Source organism: Pseudonocardia wallangbongensis (assembly GCF_054486945.1).
On sequence record NZ_JBRERS010000002.1, the window covers coordinates 138157 to 157829 of the forward strand.

The following is a 19673-nucleotide window of genomic DNA, read 5'->3' on the forward strand; positions in this document are numbered from 1 at the left end:
CTCGTCCGGCAGAGGTGAACCGCCGTGCCCCGGCTCCGCCCGGGTGCTCATCCGGCCGGGGTGAGGCGCACCGCCGTGCGGGCCTTCTCGACGGGCCCTTTCTCATCGAGCCACGCGGGCCGCGTCACTCCTCGGCCGGGGTCTGCACCCAACCGTAGGAGCGGTTGACCGCACGCCCCCAGTTCTCGTGCTCGCGACGGCGCAGGTCGGCGTCCATCGCAGGTTCCCACGCCGCGGCGCGGTGCCAGTTGGCGCGCAGCACCCCGAGGTCGGGCCAGTACCCGACGGCGAGCCCCGCCGCGTACGCCGCTCCGAGCGACACGGCCTCGGATCCGAGCGGGCGCTCCACGGGCACGTCCAGGACGTCGGCGACGAACTGCATCAGCAGGTGGTTGGCGGTCATCCCGCCATCGACCTTGAGCCGGGCGACCGGCACGCCGGAGTCGGCGTTCATCGCGTCGACGACCTCGCGCGTCTGCCACCCGGTCGCTTCCAGCACGGCGCGGGCCAGGTGGCCGCGGTTGATGAACGAGGTGAGCCCGACCATCACGCCCCGGGCCTCGGGGTGCCAGCGCGGCGAGTACAGCCCCGAGAACGCGGGGACGATGTAGCAACCGCCGTTGTCGCGGACCGAGCTCGCGAGCGTCTCGATCTGGGCGGCGGTGCCGATCATCCCGAGCGAGTCGCGGAACCACTGCACGAGCGAGCCGGTGACGGCGATGGCGCCCTCCAGGGCGTACACCGGCTTGTCGTCGAAGAGGTACCCCACGGTCGGGATGAGGCCGTGCGTCGACTCCGCGAGGCGGTGCCCGGTGTTCATGAGCAGGAACGCCCCGGTGCCGTAGGTGCACTTGATCTCGCCCGGGGCGAAGCAGACCTGGCCGACGAGCGCCGCCTGCTGGTCGCCGAGCGCACCCGCCACCGGGACCCCGGGCAGTACGGTCGTGCAGGTGCCGTAGACCTCGGCGTTCGGCCGGATCTCCGGAAGCATCCGCCGCGGCACCCGCAGCACGTCGAGCAGCTTGTCCGACCACTGCAGCGCGCGTATGTCCATGAGCATCGTCCGGCTCGCGTTCGTGACGTCCGTGACGTGCCGGCCGGTCAGCCGCCAGATCAGCCAGCTCTCCATCGTGCCGAACAGCACGTCCCCCGCCTCCGCGCCCTCGCGCGCGCCGGGAACGTGGTCGAGCAGCCAGCGCAACCGCGGGCCGGCGAAGTAGGTGGCGGGAGGCAGGCCGCAGGTGGACGTGATGAGCGGCGCATGCCCCTCTTCGACCAGGCGCGCGACGATCCCGTCCGTTCGCGTGTCCTGCCAGGTGATCGCATGGGCGAGCGGCACACCCGTGTGCCGGTTCCAGATGACGGTGGTCTCGCGCTGGTTGGCGATACCGAGCCCCACGAGGTCGTCCGGGGCGAGGCCCGCGCTCTTCAACGCGGCCGGCACGACGCGGGTGACGTTGCGCCAGATCTCGGCGGCGTCGTGCTCGACCAGCCCGGGCCGCGGGTAGAACTGCCGGTGCTCCCGTTGCGCCACGGCCAACATCCGGCCGGCCCGGTTGAACAGGAGGCACCGCGTGGAGGTGGTGCCCTGGTCGATGGCGGCGACGACGCGCTCGCTCACGGGCTCGCCATCAGCGCCGCCGAGACCTCCCGGGCCGCCGCCACCAGCTGTTCCGCCAGCCAGGGACGCAGCTCACCGCCGATCCCGTAGAGCTGCTCGACCGGGCCGACCACGGCGAGCGCGCCGACCACGATCCCCCCGCTCGCCCGCAGCGGGGCGGCCGCACCGCCGGCGCCGGACTCGTACTCGCCGGTGTCGCTCGCCCACCCTCGCCTTCTGGCGAGGGCGAGCTGCGACTCCAGCGCGTTGGCGGTGACGCAGGTGCGCCCGGTCCAGCGCTGCAGGTCCAGGTCGCGGGCGGGCGGAGTGGCGACCGGCGCGAACGCGAGGAGGCACTTTCCGAGCGCCGTGGCGTGCAGCGGCTGCTCCTCGCCGGTGCGGATCCGCTGCGGGGTGCCGTCGGGGCGGAAGACGTGGTGCACGAGCCGCACCGCGCGCGGCACCGCGACGCCGAGGTGAACGGCGAGGCCGGTGCTCCCGGCGAGCGAGTCGGCCCAGTTCATGGCGCGAGCCCGCAGGTCGTGCCGGTCCCAGCCGCCGCGGCCCAGCTCGTGCAGCGCGGAGCCGAGCCGGTAGCGGGACGACGTGACGTCCTGGTCGATGAAGCCGACGTCGCGCAGCGTCCGGACGATCCCGTGGGCGGTGGGTCGGGGCAGGTCCAACGCGGCCGCGAGCTCGTTCAGCCCGAGCGGCCGGTCGGTGCTGCCCAGCAGCCGCAGCACGGCCGCGGCCCGCTCGATGGACTGGATGGCGCCAGGCACGCCGCGACTCTACGACAACGAATGTGACCTTCGTCCGATCGGCGGTTCGACAATGCCGAACGTCGGGCGTTGACCACCGGGCCCGGCGTTCCTACCGTCCGCTGCACCCCGCTGCGAGGCGGGACACATCCAAGGAGGACTTCGATGGCGAAGAACTCGTACATGGGGGAGCTCTGGGCCGAGTTCTTCGGCACCATGATCCTCATTCTGTTCGGCGTCGGCGTGGTCGCGCAGGTCGTCACCACGCCCGACGGAAGCCTCGGCGACCACGACTCCATCGCGTGGGCCTGGGGCATCGGCGTGATCCTCGGCATCTACGTGTCGGGGCGCCTGTCCGGCGGGCACATCAACCCGGCGGTGACGATCGCGTTCGCGGTGTTCGAGGGGTTTCCGTGGCGCAAGGTCGGTCCCTACATCCTGGCGCAGACGGCGGGCGCGTTCATCGCGGCGCTGATCGTGCGCGTCGCCTACGCCGACCTGCTCTTCAAGGTCGACCCGGAGCACACGATCGACACCCAGTTCGTCTTCTCCACGCTGCCGGGCAACGGCGCGGACGGCGTCAGCATCCCGACCGCCTTCCTCGACCAGATCATCGGCACCGCGATCCTGCTCTTCGTGGTCTGCGCGCTCGTCCACGCGCGCAACAACCCACCGCTGTCCAACCTGGCCCCGGTGGTCATCGGGCTGCTGGTCGTCGGGATCGGCATGGCCTGGGGCGCGAACGCGGGGTACGCGATCAACCCGGCCCGCGACTTCGGTCCCCGGCTGGCCTCGTTCATCACCGGCTACGAGACGGCCTGGATGGACCAGAACGGCGTCGTCTACTTCTGGCTACCGATCATCGCACCGATCATCGGCGGGCTGCTCGGCACCGCGCTGTTCAAGTACCTCGTCGCGGCCTACATCCCCGCGGACGAGACGACGCCCACGCCCGTCGGCCGCGACATCCCCCAGTAGACCTGCAGAGGAGAGCCCCCCATGGCCGAGTTCGTCGGTGCCATCGACCAGGGCACCACCAGCACGAGATTCATGATCTTCGACCACTCCGGGAACGAGGTGGGCCGCCACCAGCTGGAGCACGAGCAGATCCTCCCGCAGGCCGGCTGGGTGGAACACAACCCGACCGAGATCTGGGAACGCACGTCGTCGGTGGTCCAGAGCGCCCTGAACGGCGCGAAGCTCACCGCGTCCGACCTGGCCGCGATCGGCATCACCAACCAGCGCGAGACCACCGTCGTGTGGGACAAGAACACCGGGCGCCCGCTCCACAACGCGATCGTCTGGCAGGACACGCGCACCGACCGCATCGCCTCGGCCCTGGAGCGCGACGGGCGCGGCGACGTCATCCGCCGCAAGGCGGGCCTGCCCCCGGCCACGTACTTCTCCGGCGGCAAGATCCAGTGGATCCTGGAGAACGTCGACGGGGCGCGCGAGGCGGCCGAGCGCGGTGACGCGATCTTCGGCAACACCGACGCCTGGGTGCTGTGGAACCTCACCGGCGGCCGGGACGGCGGGGTGCACGTCACCGACCCGACCAACGCCAGCCGCACGATGCTGATGAACCTCGAGACGCTCGACTGGGACGACGAGCTGCTCGGCTTCTTCGGCATTCCCCGCTCGATGCTGCCGCAGATCCAGCCCAGCTCGAACCCCGCGGGCTACGGCACCACGCGGGCGAACGGCCCGTTCGGCGCCGAACTGCTGATCACCGGTGACCTCGGCGACCAGCAGGCGGCCACCGTCGGCCAGGTGTGCTTCGCGCCGGGCGAGGCGAAGAACACCTACGGCACGGGCAACTTCATGCTGCTCAACACCGGCACGGAGCTCGTGCGCTCGGAGTCCGGGCTGCTCACCACCGTCTGCTACAAGTTCGGCGACGAGCCGGTCGTGTACGCCCTCGAAGGGTCGATCGCGGTCACCGGCTCGGCGGTGCAGTGGCTGCGCGACCAGCTGGGGATCATCTCGGGCGCCGCGCAGAGCGAGTCGCTCGCCCGGCAGGTCGAGGACAACGGCGGCGTCTACTTCGTGCCGGCGTTCTCCGGGCTGTTCGCGCCGTACTGGCGGTCCGACGCGCGCGGCGCGATCGTCGGGCTGTCGCGCTTCAACACCAACGCCCACCTGGCCAGGGCCACGCTCGAGGCGATCTGCTACCAGAGCCGCGACGTCGCCGACGCCATGGCGAAGGACTCGGGCGTGCAGCTGGACGTGCTCAAGGTCGACGGCGGTGTCACCGCCAACGAGCTGTGCATGCAGATCCAGGCCGACGTGCTCGGCGTGCCGGTGAGCCGGCCCGTCGTCGCGGAGACCACGGCGCTCGGCGCGGCCTACGCGGCGGGGCTCGCCGTCGGGTTCTGGAAGACCACCGACGAGCTGCGCACCAACTGGAACGAGTCGAAGCGTTGGGATCCGCAATGGAGTGACGAGCAGCGCACGACCGGGTACGAGCGCTGGAAGAAGGCCGTCACCAGGACGTTGGACTGGGTAGACGTCGGCTGAGTTCCACAGCGACGCTTCGAGAAGGGACACACCATGAGATCGGTCGCGCTCTCCCCGCAGGCCCGTGAGGCCGCGCTCGACGCGATGAGCTCGACCGAACTCGACGTGCTGGTCGTCGGGGGCGGTGTCGTGGGCAGCGGTGCCGCCCTCGACGCCGCCACCCGCGGCCTCTCCGTCGGGCTCGTCGAGGCGCGCGATTTCGCCTCGGGCACCTCGAGCCGGTCCAGCAAGCTGATCCACGGCGGCCTGCGCTACCTGGAGATGCTGGACTTCCGGCTCGTCGCCGAGGCGCTGCAGGAACGCGGGCTGCTCATCCAGACGCTCGCGCCGCACCTCGTGAAACCGGTGCCGTTCCTCTACCCGCTCACCCACCGCGGGTGGGAGCGGCTCTACGCCGGGGCAGGCCTTGCCCTCTACGACTCGCTCGGGCTGCTGTCCGGACGCTCCCGCGGCGTGCCGGCGCACCGCCACCTCACCCGCCGCGGCGCGCGCAAGATCGTGCCGTCGCTGCGCAAGGAGTCCCTCATCGGGGCAATGCTCTACTTCGACGCCCAGGTCGACGACGCGCGGCACACCATGTTCGTCGCCCGCACGGCCGCCGCGTACGGGGCGCACGTCGCGTCCCGGTCGCGCGTGGTCGGGCTGCTCCGCGAGGGCGAGCGCGTCACCGGCGCCGAGGTGCACGACCTCGAGTCCGGCCGCACGCTGCAGATCCGCGCCCGCCAGGTGATCAACGCGACCGGGGTGTGGACCGACGAGACCCAGGGGCTCGTCGGCGAGCGCGGGCAGTTCCACGTGCGGGCGAGCAAGGGCATCCACCTCGTCGTCCCCCGCGACCGGATCCGCGGCGACTCCGGGCTGATCCTGCGCACCGAGAAGTCGGTGCTCTTCGTCATCCCGTGGGGCCGGCACTGGATCATCGGCACCACAGACACCGACTGGAAGCTCGGCCTCGCTCATCCCGCCGCCAGCGCGGCCGACATCGAGTACCTGCTCGACCACGTCAACGCGGTGCTGGAGCAGCCGCTCACCCACGAGGACGTCGAGGGCGTCTACGCAGGCCTGCGGCCGCTGCTCTCCGGCGAGTCGGAGTCCACGTCCAAGCTGTCCCGCGAACACGCCGTGGCACACACGGTGCCGGGGCTGGTGGTCGTCGCGGGCGGGAAGTACACGACGTACCGCGTGATGGCGAAGGACGCCGTCGATGCCGCGGTGCACGGCCTGCACATCAAGGTGCCGCCATCGGTCACCGAGAACGTGCCGCTGCTGGGCGCGGAGGGCTTCGAGGCGCTGAGGAACTCCGCCCCGCTGCTCGCCGACCGGTACGGGCTGCACGAGCAGCGCATCCTCAACCTGCTCGGGCGCTACGGCTCGCTGATCCACGAGGTGCTGGAGCTGGTGGTGGCCGACCCCAGCCTCGGCGAACCCCTCGCCGGCGCCCCCGACCACCTCCGCGCGGAGATCGTCTACGCCGCCTCGCACGAGGGCGCCCGGCACATCGACGACTTCCTCGCCCGCCGCACCCGCATCTCGATCGAGACGTTCGACCGGGGCGTCGGGGCCGTGGAGGAGGTCGCGCAGCTCGTCGCGCCCGTCCTCGGGTGGAGCGACGAGCAGATCGACCGGGAGGTGGAGCACTACCGCAAGCGCGTCGAGGCCGAGCGGGAGAGCCAGAAGATGCCCGACGACGAGACGGCCGACTCCGCCCGGATGGGAGCGCCGGAAGTGGTGCCGGTGGTCTAGGCCTCACCCGTCCGGTTGCAGGGAGAGATGTGGAGCCAGGTGTCGATGCAGTACTACTTGCAGGTATGACCGACGAGAAGCCCGCCCGGGGTCGGGAGCACATCGACCTGTCCCGCGACCCCACCCCTGGGGTGGCCGACCACGCCGCGCCCGAAGGCGCCGAGCTCGACCCGCTGATCGACCTGTCCCGCGACCCGAGCCCCGGGGTGGCCGACCACGCCGCACCGGAGGACGACGAGGGTTCGGCCGGGCGGCACCAGCGGCCGGCCGGCTAGCTCGTCTAGATGATCGATTCCTTGAAGGTGGTGTGTCGATCGGCCAGGAGCGCGCCCGGGGAGGTGATGGTCGTCGCGTTCCACGGTCCGCATCTCCGCGCATGATCATGTCGACACCATGGGTCCCGTTCCCTTGATCGGAGACGCATGACGTCGACATGACCACAAGACGCTCTCGTGGGCGCGCCGTTCCCGGCCGGTGGCGGACTGCATCGCCCGCCTCGCCCGGGCCTCTCGTGCGTTCCCCCGGTTCGGCCGCCCCCTTCGCGCGGGCAGCGTTGTGGGGGGCAAGGGGACGGGACCACAGCAGGTTGCGTCCCACCCGACCGCAGCACCTAGTCCTCGTCCCACACCGCCAGCAGGCTGACCAGCACGAACACCTGAACCGCCGGCGGCAGGCCCGGAAGCTCCGCCTCGGCCTCGCCGAACCAGGCACTGGTGCTCCGGACCGCGCCGACGGGCTCACCGTCGCGCAGGAGCACCTGGTCGCGCCGCCACGGGGAGGGCCGCTCGAACGCGTGCACCTCTCCGCCGGTCTCCACGGTCCAGGTCGGCCGGCCCACGCCGTCCGCGAGCGCGACGAGGTTGCCGGACTCGTCACGCAGCCGGTAGCGCCGGCCTGTCCAGCCGCCGCGGGCCACGTCGTAGCGGTGCCCGTCGAGCTCGAAGCTCCCGCCGCCGATGAAGGCCGACGGCTTCCACGTGCAGATCGCAATGTCGTCGCGGGTGATGTCGTAGCGGGTGCTCAGCAGCCCGGCCCGGGACGCGCGCAGCACGCTGCCACCCCATCATCCGGCGGCGTGATCCGCCAGCCCTCCGTAACGTGGGAACGTGCCGGATCTGATCTCCCTCGACCACATCGCCGCCGCTGCGGAGCGCATCGCGCCCCACGTGCTGCGCACGCCGACCGTGCCCAGCCCCGGCCTCGCCGACCACCTCGGCGTGCCGGTCACCTGCAAGCTGGAACTGCTGCAGCGCACGGGCTCGTTCAAACCGCGCGGCGCGATCCACAAGCTGCTCGGGCTCTCCACCGCCGAACGGTCGGCCGGGGTGGTGGCGGTCAGCGGCGGCAACCACGGCATCGCGCTCGCCGACGCCGCCGCCGCGCTCGGGGTCTCGGCCACGGTGGTGATGCCGGAGGCGGCGCCGCGACGTTCGATCGCGGCCGCGCAGGCCCGCGGTGCCGAGGTCCGGCTCACCCCGGACGTGTCGGCGGCCTTCGCGCTCCTCGACGAGCTGGTCGCGGCGGGGCGCACCCTCGTGCACCCCTTCGACGACCCGGCGGTGATCGCCGGGCAGGGCACCGTCGGGCTGGAGCTCGCGGCCGACGCGCCGGACGTCACCGACGTGCTGGTCAGCATCGGCGGTGGCGCGCTGATCTCCGGCATCGCCACCGCGCTGCGTGCACTCGTCCCGGGCGTGCGGGTGTGGGGGGTGGAGACCGATGGCGCGGACTCCATGTCCCGGGCGCTCGCCGCGGGAGCGCCGGTGCCGACCACCCCGACCTCGATCGTCACCACGCTGGCGCCGCCGTACGTCTCCGATCTGACGCTCGCGCACGTCTCCGCTCTCGTCGAGGACGTCGTCGTCGTCCCGGACGCCGACGCGGTGCGCGGCTGTCTGACGTTCGCGGAGGAGGCGAAGGTCTGGGCGGAGCCGGCCGCGGGTTGCCTGGTCCCGGCCGCGCACCAGGTGCTCGACCGGGTCGGCCCGGACGCCCGCCTGGCCCTGGTGGTCTGCGGCGGCAACGTGACGGCGGCCGAGGTGACGGCCTGGACGCGCCGCTTCGAAGCGACCCCTCTCCCCCACCGCGCCCCGAGCCGGCGCCAGCATGGTGGCGATACTGCCGCGGTATGCCGGTGAAGCCACCATGCCGGCGTTCGGGGCGGGACTTCTCCACGCCTCGGCTGCGTTGGGCCGGGTGTGGGGGATGCGAGTGATGTCGTCGTCATCGGCGCCGGGCAGGCCGGGCTCTCCGCCGCGTACGGGCTGCGCCGGGCCGGGCTCGCGCCCGGCTCCGGGTTCGTCGTGCTCGACGGCGAGGACGGGCCGGGCGGCGCGTGGCGGCACCGCTGGCGCACGCTGCGCGTCGACCGCGCGCACCGCATCGCGAGCCTGCCGGGCCTGCCGTTCGAGCCCGCCGACCGCACCCGTCCGGCCGCCGAGATCGTGCCGGACTACTTCGACGCGTACGAGCGCGCGTACGACCTGCAGGTGCGGCGCCCGGTGCGGGTGAGCGCGGTCCGCTCGGCCGGGCCGGACCTGGAGGTCGAGACCGACTCGGGCATGTGGACCACCCGCGCCTTGATCAACGCCACCGGCACGTGGACGCGGCCCTTCCGCCCGAGCTACCCCGGGGCGGAGACCTTCCGCGGCCGGCAGCTGCACACGGTCGACTACTCCGGGCCGGACGAGTTCGCCGGCAAGCGGGTGGTCGTCGTCGGCGGGGGAACGTCCGCGGTGCAGCTGCTGATGGAGATCGCCACGGTGGCCGCGGGCACGACGTGGGTCACCCGGCGCCCGCCGGAGTTCCACGACGAGCCGTTCGACGAGGGCTACGGCCGCGCCGTCGTGGCGCGCGTCGAGGAGCGGGTGCGGGCCGGGCGGCCACCGGAGAGCGTCGTGAGCGTCACCGGGCTCCCGCTCACGCCGGAGGCGCGGGCCGCGCAGGCCGCCGGGGTGCTGGAGCGGCTCCCGATGTTCGACCGGATCACCCCGGACGGCGTGGTGTGGGCCGACTCCACGTCGGTGGCCGCCGACGTGATCCTCTGGGCCACCGGGTGGCGCGCGGCGCTGGGCCACCTCGCCCCGCTGCGGCTGCGCGGGCCGGGCGGAGGCATCGCCGTCGACGGCACGCGGGTGGTCACCGACCCGCGGATCCACCTCGTCGGCTACGGGCCCAGCGCCAGCACGATCGGCGCGAACCGGGCGGGGCAGGCGGCGGCGCGCGAGGTGGTCGCGCTGCTGCGGGAGCCGGCCGCGGCGTAGGCGCGCGTTCCGGGCCGAACCGTCGGTGCTGCGTGCCACACTGACCGCATGACGGCACTCCCCTTCCAGCGGCCGAAGCTGCTGACGGTCGCCGAGTTCGCCGCGCTGCCAGAGGCAACCGATGGGCGCTACGAGCTCCAGGAAGGGAATCTCGTGATGTCGCCGAGCCCGGTGCCAGCGCACCAGTTCTGCCAGCACCGGCTCCAGGTACAGCTCGACCCGCAGATCCCGGACGACTTCCGCCTCCTGCCCACGGTCGATGTCGATCTCGAGCTCGTTCCCCCCGCGAGGCCCGGATCCGTTCGCATCCCGGATCTCGTGGTGGTCACCCGGTCCGGCTTCGAGCGGAGCCGCCGCGGCGGCGGCCTCCTCCGCGCGAAGGAGGTCGTGCTGGCCGTCGAGATCGTGTCCGACGGCTCGCAACGCACAGACCGGACGATCAAGCACGACGAGTACGCAGACGCCGGCATCCCGCATTACTGGATCGTCGACATCGACGATCGCCCGGCACTCATCGCATGCCACGAGGCGGGTGAGTTCGGCTATGTCGACGCGGCGCCCGTCAGCGGGATCTTCGCCGCCGACGAGCCCTTCCCGGTGCGGCTGGATCTCGACCGGCTCGGCTGAGCCCGGTCCCGCCGCTGCCGCGCGAGGCGACTCTCACATCACATCGAATCGGCTCGACCGCGCCGCACGTTGCCCTTAATATTCGGCGCGGAGTAATCGGCGTGGAGTGATGGGAGGGCTCGGCGATGACGACGGTGACCCCGCTGGGCATCTCCGTCCTGGCCCTCCTCGTCGAACGCCCCATGCACCCGTACGAGATGTACCGGCTGCTGCTGGAGCGGCACGAGGACCGGCGCGTGAAGGTCCGGCCCGGTTCGCTGTACCACACGGTGGACCGGATGGCCGAGATCGAGCTGGTGGAGGCCACCGGCACCGAACGCGACGGCGGCCGCCCGGAGCGCACGACGTACCGGATCACCGACGCCGGCCGGGCCGCCCTCGAAGAGCGGATCCGGACGCTGCTGGCCACACCCCTGAACGAGTACCCGCAGTTCCCCGTCGCCCTCGGCGAGGCGCACAACCTCCCCCGCCACGAGGTGGTCGAGCTGCTGCGGGAACGCGCCAGGCGGGTCGAGGGCGACCTCGCCGAGGGTGCCGCGGTGCTGCGCGCCGCCGCGGACAGGAAGGTCGAGGAGGCCTACCTGCTCGCCGCGCACTACCTCCAGGAGCAGCTCGCCACGGAGCTGAGCTGGCTCACCGACCTCGTCGGTCGGCTCGAACGCAAGGAGCTGCGGTGGCCGAACGAGGACGCGTTGTGACCGGCACGCCCGCCAACCCGTGGCACGCGCTGTGGGCGCTGGTCGTCGGGTTCTTCATGATCCTGGTGGACGCCACGATCGTGTCGGTGGCCACGCCCGCCATCATGGAGGATCTCGGCGCCGACGTCGCCTCGGTCGTGTGGGTCACCAGCGCCTACCTGCTCGCGTACGCGGTGCCGTTGCTCGTCACCGGCCGGCTGGGTGACCGCTTCGGCCCCAAGCAGGTCTACAGCGTCGGGCTCGTGATCTTCACGTTGGCGTCGCTCTGGTGCGGGCTCACGACGACCGTCGAGCAGCTGATCATCGCGCGGATCGTCCAGGGCCTCGGCGCGTCGATGATGAACCCGCAGACGATGACCGTCATCACCCGCACGTTCCCACCCGACCAGCGCGGCCGCGCGATGAGCCTGTGGGGCGCGGTCGCCGGCGTCGCCACCCTCGTCGGCCCGATCCTCGGCGGGCTGCTGGTCGACGGCCTCGGCTGGGAGTGGATCTTCTTCGTGAACGTGCCGGTCGGGGTGGTCGCACTCGTCCTCGCGATGCGGCTCGTGCCGGACCTGCCCACCCACGTCCACCGGTTCGACCTGCTCGGTGTGCTGCTGAGCGGCGTCGGGCTGTTCCTGCTGGTGTTCGGCATCCAGGAGGGGCAGACCTTCGGCTGGGGCCCGATCGTCGGGCCGATCCCGGTGTGGGCGCTGATCGTCACCGGGCTCGTCGTGCTCGCCGCGTTCGTGTTCTGGCAGGTCCGCAACCGGGGCGAGCCGCTGATGTCGCTCACGCTCTTCCGGGACCGCAACTTCAGCCTGGCCAACATCGCGATCACCACGGTCGGGTTCACGGTCACGTCGCAGGCGTTCCCGATCATGCTGTACGCGCAGGCCGTGCGGGGCCTCACCCCCACCGAGGCGGCGCTGCTCCTCGCCCCGATGGCCGTGCTGTCCGGGGTGCTGGCGCCGCTCGTCGGACGGCTGGCCGACCGCCACCACCCGCGCCACACCGCCGGCGCGGGGCTCCTCGGCGTCGCGGTCGCGCTCGGGTGGCTCGCGGCGGTGATGGTGCCGGGCGCGCCGATCTGGCAGCTGATGCTGCCGCTCGCCCTGCTGGGCGCCGCGTACGCGTTCGTCTGGGCACCGATCGGGAGCACGGCCACCCGCAACCTGCCGATGGCGCACGCCGGTGCCGGTTCCGGGGTCTACAACACCACCCGGCAGGTCGGCGCCGTGCTGGGTAGCGCGGGCATCGCGGCGATCATGGAGGCGCGGCTCGCGGCGCTCCTGCCGGGGGCGTCCGGGGAGGCCGAGGCCGCCGTCGGGGAACTGCCGGCGGCACAGCACGGGGCCTTCGCCGCGGCCATGGCGCAGTCATTGCTGCTGCCCGCGGGCGTCCTGCTGATCGGGCTGGTCGCGGTGCTGTTCTTCGCCAGGCCCACCCACCTGCGCCGGGCCGACCCTAGGAGCGCCGGTGCAGCCACACCCCTGCGGCGATAGTCATGGCCATGGCGAGCACGAGGACCGCCGGCAGCACCACGATCACCGAGAGCAGCATCCCGAGCAGGCCGACCACGAGCACGAGAACGGGCCACAGTCCCGACGAGCCCCCGCCCCGCGGCCGCCACCGGCTGAGGCGGCGGGCGAACTCGGGGTCCTCCTCCCGCAGCCGGCGTTCGATCTCCTCGAGCCGGCGCCGGTCGTTCTGGCTGAGCATCGCATCGTCTCCCCCGCAGGAACCCCGCGCACGCGTCTCCGGCTGGGGTGACCTGCGAGTTCCCGCTGGCGGAGCGCTCAAACGGCGCGCCGGCCGGATTCCGGGCCGCCCCAGTACTCGTCGGGTTCGGGGTCGTAGGCGGGCGCGTGGCGGGCGCACCAGCCCAGCTGCACCGGGCGTTCCCGGCAGCCCTCCGCGTCGCAGCGGGTGAGCCAGGTCCACAGCTGCTCCAGCCGCGACGGCGTGCCCTGCGCACGCCCGTCCGGTTGTCGCGACGCGATCGTCATGCTTCCCCCCGTGCAACCCCCGTTGCGCTAGCAGTATCGGGCGGCGGGTGATCTCCGTTAGCAGTTCGTGGGGGAGATCGCCGAGAAGCACCTCGGGTACTGCTGGATCGAGCGCGGGGGCGCCGTCCTGTTCCTGCGCCGCACGCCCGGCACGTTCCTCGGAGGGAGGTGGGAGCTGCCGGGCGGCACGGTCGAACGCGGCGAGACCGCGGAGGCCGCCGCCGTCCGCGAGGTGCACGAGGAGACGGGGCTGGCCGTGCGGCTCACCCGCGAGCGCAGCCGGCACGACTGGCCGGACGTCGCGGGCCGCGACCTCCGGATCCACGCCCGGGTGTTCGAGGCCGAGGTGCTCGGGCCCAACGCGGTCCGGCTCGACCCGCGCGAGCACGTCGAGTTCGCGTGGGTGTCACCGGACCGTGCGGCAGGACTGGACCTGGGACGGCACTTCCGCGAGACACTGGCCGCACCGGGCGATGCTCGCCCCACGGCACAGGAGGTCGCGATGCCTTCCCGTCTCAACCCCTACCTGAACTTCGCCGGCGACGCGCGGGCCGCCATGGAGTTCTACGCCGACGTCTTCGGCGGCACCCCCACGCTCAGCACCTACGGCGAGTACGGCTCCCCGGACGCGCCGGAGGCCGGCAAGATCATGCACGGGATGCTGGAGACGCCGGCCGGCTACACGCTCATGGGCGCCGACAACCCGCCGGGGATGGACCTCGACCCCGGCAACGACGTCTCGCTGAGCCTCAGCGGCGACGACGCCGACGAGCTGCGCGGCTACTGGGCGAAGCTCGCCGACGGCGGCACCGTGACCGTCCCGCTCGAGAAGCAGATGTGGGGCGACGAGTTCGGGATGTGCGTCGACCGGTTCGGCGTCCGCTGGATGGTGAACATCGGCCGGTGACCGCTGTCCCCGGCCCTGGTGGTGAACTTCTCGCCGGGGGGCCGCGTGTCCCCCTGTGGCGGGCCGGCGGGGTCCGCGGGACCCGGAGGTGCGCGCGAAGATGATCCTGCGACGGCGGGCGGGAGCCGAGACGGAACCCGCCCGATGGCGCCCGTTCGCGGCGCGGCTGGTCACGGTGCTCGCCGCCCTGCTCGTGCTCGCCGCCCTCGTCGCGCCGGACACGATCACCGACCTCGCCCCGGCCGCCTTCCTGCGGTTGCCCGTGGAGGTGCTCGGCGCCGTCGCCGTGCTGCTCGCGCTCCCCGACCGGGCCCGCCGGCCGGTGGCGGTGGCCGGCGGTGCCGTGCTGGCCCTGCTCACCGTCCTGAAGATCCTCGATGTCGGCTTCTCCGCCGTGCTCGCCCGCCCGTTCGACCCGGTGCTCGACTGGGCGCTGCTCGACGACGGCCTCGGCTTCCTCGGCTCGTCCACCGGCCTGGCCGGACAGGTCGCCGCGGTCGTCGCGGCCATCGTCGTGACGGTCGCGGTGCTGGTCCTCGTGACGCTGTCGGTCGTACGGCTGGCCGGCGTCACCGTCCGCCACCCGCGACCCGCGACCCGCGCCCTCGCCGTGCTCACGCCCGCCTGGGTGGCGTGCGCGGTGCTGGGTGCGCAGCTCGTCCCGGGGGTGCCGGTGGCCTCGGCGGCTGCCGCGATCGCCGCCGGGCAGCGGGCGGTGCAGGTGCCGACGAGCCTGCTCGACCAGCAGGCGTTCACGGCAGCGCTCACCACCGACCCGTTCCGCGACGTGCCGGGCGACCAGCTGCTCACCGCGCTGCGCGGCAAGGACGTCGTGCTGGCGTTCGTCGAGAGCTACGGGCGCAGCGCGCTCGAGCAGCCCGAGCTCGCGGGGCCGGTCACGACCGCGCTCGACGCGGGGGACGCTCAGCTGGCCTCCGCCGGGTTCTCGGCCCGCAGCGGGTTCCTCACCTCACCGGTGGCGGGCGGCAGCAGCTGGCTCGCACACGCCACGATGCTGTCCGGGATGCGCGTCGCCAACCAGGCCCGCCACGACGCGCTGATGGCGAGCGACCGGCTCACGCTCCCGAGCGCGTTCGCCGCCGCGGGCTGGCGGACCGCCGCCGTCATGCCGGGTACCACCGGCGAGTGGCCGGAGGCGCGGTTCTACGGCTACCAGCGCGTCTACGACTTCCCGGCCCTCGGCTACCGCGGGCCCGACCTCGGCTGGGCGAGCGTGCCCGACCAGTACACGATGTCGGCGTTCGAGGGCGCGGAGCACGCACAGCCCGACCGTCCACCGCTGTTCACCGAGATCGCGCTCGCCTCGAGCCACATGCCGTGGCCGCTCATCCCGCCGGTGATCGGCTGGGACCAGGTCGGCGACGGCTCGGTCTACGGGAAGTTCGCGACCGGCGAGCCTCGCGAAGCCGTATGGGCCAAGGGCCCCGACGCCGTGCACTCCGCGTACAGCCGCTCGATCGCCTACTCCCTGGGGACGCTCACCTCGTGGGTCCAGACGTCGGGCGACGACGACCTGGTGCTCATCGTGCTAGGCGACCACCAGGCAGCCCCGATGATCATCGGCCCGGACGCGGGCCGCGACGTCCCCGTCTCGATCATCACACGGGATCAAGGCGTGCTCGACCGGATCGCGGGATGGGGCTGGGAGGACGGCCTGCGGCCCGGGCCGCAGGCCCCGGTCTGGCCGATGGAGGACTTCCGGGACCGGTTCCTCACCACCTTCGGCCCCCGGGACCCGGCGGCGCACTAGCACCTCCACGAGGAGGTCATGGCCCTTAGGGTGGCAGCGTGAACCGGGCGCTCGCGGTGCTGACGGGCGGTGCGTTCCTCACGCTGCTGATCGGGGCCGTCGGGTCGGGCCGGCCCCTGGTGGTGGTGCCGCTCGGCGCCGTGTACGCGCTGCTGGGCACGGCCGGCTTCCGGTGGGTGCGCAGGCGCGGCCGGCCGGCCTGGTCGGTGGCCTACGTCGCGGTCCAGCTCGCGCTGGCCTTCGCGACGTTCGCGTTGCAGCCGGGCGTCGCCACGACGCTCTTCCTCGTGGTCCTGGTGAGCCAGTGCGTGCTGCTGCTCCCACGCCCCGCCACCGTCGTGGTGGTCCTGCTCATCCCGTTCGTGCACGCGCCGATGGACTCGTGGCAGGCGGCGTTGCGCGAGGGCGTCGGCCTGTTCGCCTCGGTGGTGTTCGCCGCGGTCATCACCGAGCTGCTGCAGCGCGAGCAGCAGCTGCGCCGCGACCTGGCCGCGGCGCACGAGCAGCTGCGCGACTACGCCGCACAGGCCGAACGCCTCGCCACCGCCCAGGAGCGCAACCGGGTGGCCCGCGACATCCACGACGGGCTCGGCCACTCGCTCACCGTCGTGCAGATGCAGGTCAAGGCGGCCCGGGCGGTACTTCCCGCCGATCCGGGGAAGGCCGACGACGTGCTCGCGAAGGCGCAGCACCAATCGGAGGAGGCGCTCGGTGCGGTGCGCAGGTCGGTGTACGCGCTGCGCGAGCCGCGCTCGACCGGGCCGCTCCCCGAAGCGCTGAGCCTGCTCGCCGAGGAGGCGTCCGCCGCGGGCGTACCCACCCGGCTCGACGTGTCCGGCACCGAGCGGCCGCTGCCGGACGACACCCGGGAGGCGCTGTACCGGGCCGCCCAGGAGGGGCTCACGAACGTCCGCAAGCACGCCCGGGCCAACCGCGCCGACCTGCTGCTGGACTACGGCGAGACCGCCGTCCGCGTGGCGGTCCGCGACGACGGCGTGGGCACCGGCGACGGCCGGGCAGCGGGCTTCGGCCTGGTGGGGCTGCGGGAACGGGCCGCGCGGCTCGGTGGGCAGCTGCACGTCGAGTCGGTGCCCGGTGCGGGCTGCACGCTGACGATGGAGGTGCCGGGGTGACGGCTGTCCGGGTCCTGCTCGTGGACGACCAGGCCCTCTTCCGGGAGGCGCTGGCCACGCTGCTCGCCGTGCACGAGGGGGTCGAGGTGGTCGGCGAGGCGGGCGACGGCGACGAGGCGCTGCGCAAGGCCGCGGAGCTGGCGCCCGACGTCGTGCTCATGGACCTGCGCATGCCCGTGCTGGACGGCATCGGCGCCACCCGCAGGCTGCGCGTCGAGCAGCCGGGCGTCCGGGTCATCGCGCTCACCACGTTCGACGACGACGAGGACGTGTTCGCGGCCCTGCGCGCGGGCGCGGTCGGCTACCTGCTCAAGGACGTGTCCTCGGCGCGGCTGGTCGAGGCCGTGCACGCGGCCGCCCGCGGCGAGTCGGTGCTGCAGCCGTCGGTGGCGGCGAAGGTGGTGGCCCGGTTCGCCCAGCTGCCCGACGACGCACCGCAGGAGCGCGCGCCACAACCCCTCGTCGTGCCGCTGTCGGAACGCGAGCTCGGGGTGCTCCGCCTGCTGGCCGACGGCCGCAGCAACCGGGAGATCGCCGCGGAGCTGTTCCTCGCCGAGGGCACCGTGAAGAACCACGTGACGAACGTGCTGGCGAAGCTCGGCGCCCGCGACCGCACCCAGGCGGCGCTGCGCGCTCGCGGCCTCGGGCTGCTGTAGGGCTGTCGGGCGGAACCCCGGCGGCGCGGACGGGTCACTCGGTCACGCCGGAGTCATGACCCCCGCACATGACTTCCGGCACCTGGCAGGGACGCCGATCGCGACGACCCTTCCCGGCATGACAACGACGCACACCGCCCGGACCAACTCCCGCAAGCTGGTCCGCTTCGCCGCCCACTACGTCGAGATGGTCGTCGCCATGGTCGTCGGGATGGTGGCGCTCGCCCCGCTCTGGCCCACCGGGTGGGTGGCCCGGCCGGACGTGAACGCGATGTCGATGGCCATCGACATGACGATCGCCATGGCGCTGTGGATGCGCATCCGGCGCCACTCGTGGCCCCGGACCGCCGAGATGAGCGCGACGATGTTCCTGCCGTTCGCCGTGCTGCTCGTGCCGTACTGGCTGGGCGCGATCTCCGCGATGACCGTGATGGTCGCCGCCCACGTGATCATGTTCCCGCTGATGCTGGGCGTCATGCTCTGGCGGCGCTCCGACTACTGGCACTGACCGTGCGACGCGCGTTGCCCGTGTCCCTGCCTTCGCAATGTCCGCCACATCAAATCATCACCAAGATCCTCGACCGCATGCGTGGTATCCGTCACACTCATTCGCCATGGTGGACTCAGCCCCGGCCCAGGCCCAACCCGAACTCAAGCGGGCAATCGGCCCTGGTCTCCTGCTGTTCTTCGTGGTCGGCGACATCCTCGGCACGGGGATCTACGCCCTGACCGGTTCCGTGGCCGCCGAGATCGGCGGCGCCCTCTGGATACCGTTCCTCGGCGCCTTCGTCGTCGCGTTCCTGACCGCGTTCAGCTATCTGGAGCTCGTCGGCAAGTTCCCGGGCGCGGGCGGGGCGGCGCTGTACACGCACCGCGCGTTCGGCGTCCAGTTCCTGACGTTCATGGTCACCTTCACGGTGATGTGTTCCGGGGTGACGTCCGCGGCGTCGGCCGCCAAGGCGTTCGGCGACACCTACCTGAAGCAGTTCGCGGTGCTGCCGCTCTGGATCGTCGCGCTGGTCTTCGTCGCGGGCCTCGCACTCATCAACTTCCGGGGCGTCGGGGAGTCGGTCAAGGCGAACGTGCTGCTCACCTGCATCGAGGTGAGCGGCCTCGCGATCATCATCATCGCCGGGCTCTGGGCGATCGGCGGCGGGCAGGGCGACGCCAGCCGGCTCGTGGAGATCGACACCACCGACTCTGGGCCGTTCCTGGCGATCACCACCGCGGTGTCGCTCGCCTTCTTCGCCATGGTCGGGTTCGAGGACTCGGTGAACATGGCCGAGGAGACCAAGGACCCGGTGAAGATCTTCCCGAAGGCGATGCTGCTCGGGATGGCCGTCGCGGGCAGCATCTACGTGGTCGTCGCAATCGTCTCCTCGATGCTGATGCCGGCGGGCGACCTGGCCGAGGCGGGGAGCGGCGCGCTGCTCGCGGTGCTGGAGGTCAGCGCGCCCGGCTTCCCGCTCCAGCTGTTCGCGGCGATCGGCCTGCTCGCTGTGATCAACTCGGCGCTGATCAACATGCTGATGGCGAGCCGGCTGCTCTACGGCATGGCCAACGAGCGGGTGCTGCCCACCGTGTTCGCCACCGTGCACCCCACCCGCCGCACCCCGTGGGTGTCGATCGTGTTCAGCAGCGTCATCGCCTACGTCCTGGTGGTGACCGTCGACCTGAGCGTGCTGGGTGGCACCACCGCGCTCCTGCTGCTCGCCGTGTTCACGATCGTCAACATCGCCGTGCTGGTGCTGCGCAAGCACAAGGTCGAGCACAAGCACTTCCGCGCCCCGACCTGGGCACCCGTCGTCGGCGTGTTCCTGTGCGGCTTCCTCGCCACGCCGCTGTCCGGCCGCCCGACGTCCCAGTTCATCATCGCGGGCATCCTGCTTGCGGTCGGCGTGGCGCTCTGGTTGATCAACCACCTGGTGGTCGGGAAGGTCGAGTTCGATCCGACGCACCTGGACGACAGCCGGGAGCACCCACACCCCATGGATCCGGAGAAGTGA

General features: G+C 72.4%; 20 protein-coding genes and 1 pseudogene. 16 read left to right on the forward strand and 5 right to left on the reverse strand.

The genetic code is table 11. From position 1 onward, the window contains the following. Positions 1-124: 124 nt before the first annotated feature. Together glpK (ACU436_RS07020) and ACU436_RS07025 are read right to left on the reverse strand one after the other, a co-directional pair. On the reverse strand, positions 125-1621 hold the full coding sequence (gene glpK / locus ACU436_RS07020) for a glycerol kinase GlpK (RefSeq protein ID WP_459022863.1): 1497 nt from the start codon (positions 1619-1621) through the stop codon (positions 125-127). Next, positions 1618-2382, reverse strand: a complete 765-nt coding sequence (locus ACU436_RS07025) for an IclR family transcriptional regulator (protein ID WP_459022865.1) — start codon at positions 2380-2382, stop codon at positions 1618-1620. Before ACU436_RS07025 ends, glpK (ACU436_RS07020) begins: the two co-directional genes overlap by 4 nt. Before the next feature lie 144 nt (positions 2383-2526). Between ACU436_RS07025 and ACU436_RS07030 the strand changes: the two genes are divergently transcribed. From ACU436_RS07030 to ACU436_RS07045, 4 genes are all read left to right on the forward strand, one after another. Further along, the gene (locus tag ACU436_RS07030) at positions 2527-3339 is read left to right on the forward strand and encodes an MIP/aquaporin family protein (RefSeq protein ID WP_459022867.1); all 813 of its coding nucleotides are present in this window, start codon (positions 2527-2529) and stop codon (positions 3337-3339) included. A 21-nt stretch (positions 3340-3360) separates the two neighbouring features. Next, positions 3361-4878, forward strand: a complete 1518-nt coding sequence (glpK, locus tag ACU436_RS07035; protein ID WP_459022869.1) for a glycerol kinase GlpK — start codon at positions 3361-3363, stop codon at positions 4876-4878. 33 nt (positions 4879-4911) lie between these two features. Then, positions 4912-6621 (forward strand): glycerol-3-phosphate dehydrogenase/oxidase, encoded by a 1710-nt coding sequence (locus ACU436_RS07040; RefSeq protein WP_459022871.1) that lies wholly within the window; start codon positions 4912-4914, stop codon positions 6619-6621. Positions 6622-6686: 65 nt separating this feature from the next. Then, positions 6687-6896 carry a hypothetical protein gene (locus ACU436_RS07045; protein ID WP_459022873.1) on the forward strand — a complete coding sequence of 70 codons (210 nt, stop codon included), beginning with the start codon at positions 6687-6689 and terminating at the stop codon, positions 6894-6896. A 335-nt stretch (positions 6897-7231) separates the two neighbouring features. Here the strand turns inward: ACU436_RS07045 and ACU436_RS07050 are convergent, their stop codons facing one another. Continuing rightward, positions 7232-7672: a hypothetical protein gene (locus ACU436_RS07050; protein ID WP_459022874.1), complete on the reverse strand. Its 441-nt coding sequence runs from the start codon at positions 7670-7672 to the stop codon at positions 7232-7234. Positions 7673-7727: 55 nt separating this feature from the next. Between ACU436_RS07050 and ACU436_RS07055 the strand changes: the two genes are divergently transcribed. From ACU436_RS07055 to ACU436_RS07075, 5 genes are all read left to right on the forward strand, one after another. Further along, positions 7728-8759: a threonine/serine dehydratase gene (locus tag ACU436_RS07055; protein ID WP_459022876.1), complete on the forward strand. Its 1032-nt coding sequence runs from the start codon at positions 7728-7730 to the stop codon at positions 8757-8759. 60 nt (positions 8760-8819) lie between these two features. Then, a complete protein-coding gene (locus ACU436_RS07060; protein WP_459022878.1) occupies positions 8820-9884 on the forward strand; it encodes an NAD(P)-binding domain-containing protein in 1065 nt (354 codons plus the stop codon). Between the two features lie 48 nt (positions 9885-9932). Further along, on the forward strand, positions 9933-10511 hold the full coding sequence (locus tag ACU436_RS07065; RefSeq protein WP_459022879.1) for a Uma2 family endonuclease: 579 nt from the start codon (positions 9933-9935) through the stop codon (positions 10509-10511). A 125-nt stretch (positions 10512-10636) separates the two neighbouring features. After that, complete coding sequence (locus ACU436_RS07070; protein ID WP_459022880.1) at positions 10637-11209, forward strand: PadR family transcriptional regulator; 573 nt, start codon at positions 10637-10639, stop codon at positions 11207-11209. Next, a complete protein-coding gene (locus ACU436_RS07075) occupies positions 11206-12696 on the forward strand; it encodes a DHA2 family efflux MFS transporter permease subunit (protein WP_459022882.1) in 1491 nt (496 codons plus the stop codon). Before ACU436_RS07070 ends, ACU436_RS07075 begins: the two co-directional genes overlap by 4 nt. On the opposite strand, the gene ACU436_RS07080 is transcribed toward ACU436_RS07075, so the two are convergent. Together ACU436_RS07080 and ACU436_RS07085 are read right to left on the reverse strand one after the other, a co-directional pair. After that, positions 12659-12913, reverse strand: a complete 255-nt coding sequence (locus ACU436_RS07080; protein WP_459022884.1) for a DUF3040 domain-containing protein — start codon at positions 12911-12913, stop codon at positions 12659-12661. The two genes, ACU436_RS07075 and ACU436_RS07080, sit on opposite strands and share 38 nt — an antisense overlap. A 77-nt stretch (positions 12914-12990) precedes the next feature. Continuing rightward, a complete protein-coding gene (locus tag ACU436_RS07085) occupies positions 12991-13200 on the reverse strand; it encodes a hypothetical protein (RefSeq protein ID WP_459022886.1) in 210 nt (69 codons plus the stop codon). Positions 13201-13267: 67 nt separating this feature from the next. Here ACU436_RS07085 and ACU436_RS07090 point away from each other — a divergent pair. The 7 genes and pseudogenes from ACU436_RS07090 to ACU436_RS07120 all read left to right on the forward strand — a co-directional run. Further along, positions 13268-13651 (forward strand): annotated as a pseudogene (locus ACU436_RS07090) (NUDIX domain-containing protein); the annotation flags it as partial. Between the two features lie 51 nt (positions 13652-13702). Further along, positions 13703-14107 (forward strand): VOC family protein, encoded by a 405-nt coding sequence (locus ACU436_RS07095; RefSeq protein ID WP_459024277.1) that lies wholly within the window; start codon positions 13703-13705, stop codon positions 14105-14107. Positions 14108-14207: 100 nt separating this feature from the next. Further along, a complete protein-coding gene (locus ACU436_RS07100) occupies positions 14208-15878 on the forward strand; it encodes a sulfatase-like hydrolase/transferase (RefSeq protein WP_459022888.1) in 1671 nt (556 codons plus the stop codon). A 38-nt stretch (positions 15879-15916) separates the two neighbouring features. Further along, positions 15917-17011, forward strand: coding sequence for a sensor histidine kinase (locus tag ACU436_RS07105; protein ID WP_459022889.1), 1095 nt, complete (start codon positions 15917-15919; stop codon positions 17009-17011). Next, complete coding sequence (locus ACU436_RS07110) at positions 17008-17667, forward strand: response regulator (protein WP_459022891.1); 660 nt, start codon at positions 17008-17010, stop codon at positions 17665-17667. The genes ACU436_RS07105 and ACU436_RS07110 overlap by 4 nt, the downstream gene beginning before the upstream one ends. A 118-nt stretch (positions 17668-17785) precedes the next feature. Further along, positions 17786-18175 carry a hypothetical protein gene (locus ACU436_RS07115; RefSeq protein ID WP_459022893.1) on the forward strand — a complete coding sequence of 130 codons (390 nt, stop codon included), beginning with the start codon at positions 17786-17788 and terminating at the stop codon, positions 18173-18175. Between the two features lie 106 nt (positions 18176-18281). Beyond that, positions 18282-19673 carry an APC family permease gene (locus ACU436_RS07120; protein WP_459022894.1) on the forward strand — a complete coding sequence of 464 codons (1392 nt, stop codon included), beginning with the start codon at positions 18282-18284 and terminating at the stop codon, positions 19671-19673.

Bases quoted from the DNA above. Each gene is read 5' to 3' on its own strand.
- ACU436_RS07030 (WP_459022867.1), top strand. From the start codon at position 2,527: ATGGCGAAGAACTCGTACATGGGGGAGCTCTGGGCCGAGTTCTTCGGC.
- glpK (WP_459022869.1), top strand. From the start codon at position 3,361: ATGGCCGAGTTCGTCGGTGCCATCGACCAGGGCACCACCAGCACGAGA.
- ACU436_RS07040 (WP_459022871.1), top strand. From the start codon at position 4,912: ATGAGATCGGTCGCGCTCTCCCCGCAGGCCCGTGAGGCCGCGCTCGAC.
- ACU436_RS07045 (WP_459022873.1), top strand. From the start codon at position 6,687: ATGACCGACGAGAAGCCCGCCCGGGGTCGGGAGCACATCGACCTGTCC.
- ACU436_RS07065 (WP_459022879.1), top strand. From the start codon at position 9,933: ATGACGGCACTCCCCTTCCAGCGGCCGAAGCTGCTGACGGTCGCCGAG.
- ACU436_RS07070 (WP_459022880.1), top strand. From the start codon at position 10,637: ATGACGACGGTGACCCCGCTGGGCATCTCCGTCCTGGCCCTCCTCGTC.
- ACU436_RS07080 (WP_459022884.1), bottom strand. From the start codon at position 12,913: ATGCTCAGCCAGAACGACCGGCGCCGGCTCGAGGAGATCGAACGCCGG.
- ACU436_RS07085 (WP_459022886.1), bottom strand. From the start codon at position 13,200: ATGACGATCGCGTCGCGACAACCGGACGGGCGTGCGCAGGGCACGCCG.
- ACU436_RS07095 (WP_459024277.1), top strand. From the start codon at position 13,703: ATGCCTTCCCGTCTCAACCCCTACCTGAACTTCGCCGGCGACGCGCGG.
- ACU436_RS07100 (WP_459022888.1), top strand. From the start codon at position 14,208: ATGATCCTGCGACGGCGGGCGGGAGCCGAGACGGAACCCGCCCGATGG.
- ACU436_RS07115 (WP_459022893.1), top strand. From the start codon at position 17,786: ATGACAACGACGCACACCGCCCGGACCAACTCCCGCAAGCTGGTCCGC.
- ACU436_RS07120 (WP_459022894.1), top strand. From the start codon at position 18,282: ATGGTGGACTCAGCCCCGGCCCAGGCCCAACCCGAACTCAAGCGGGCA.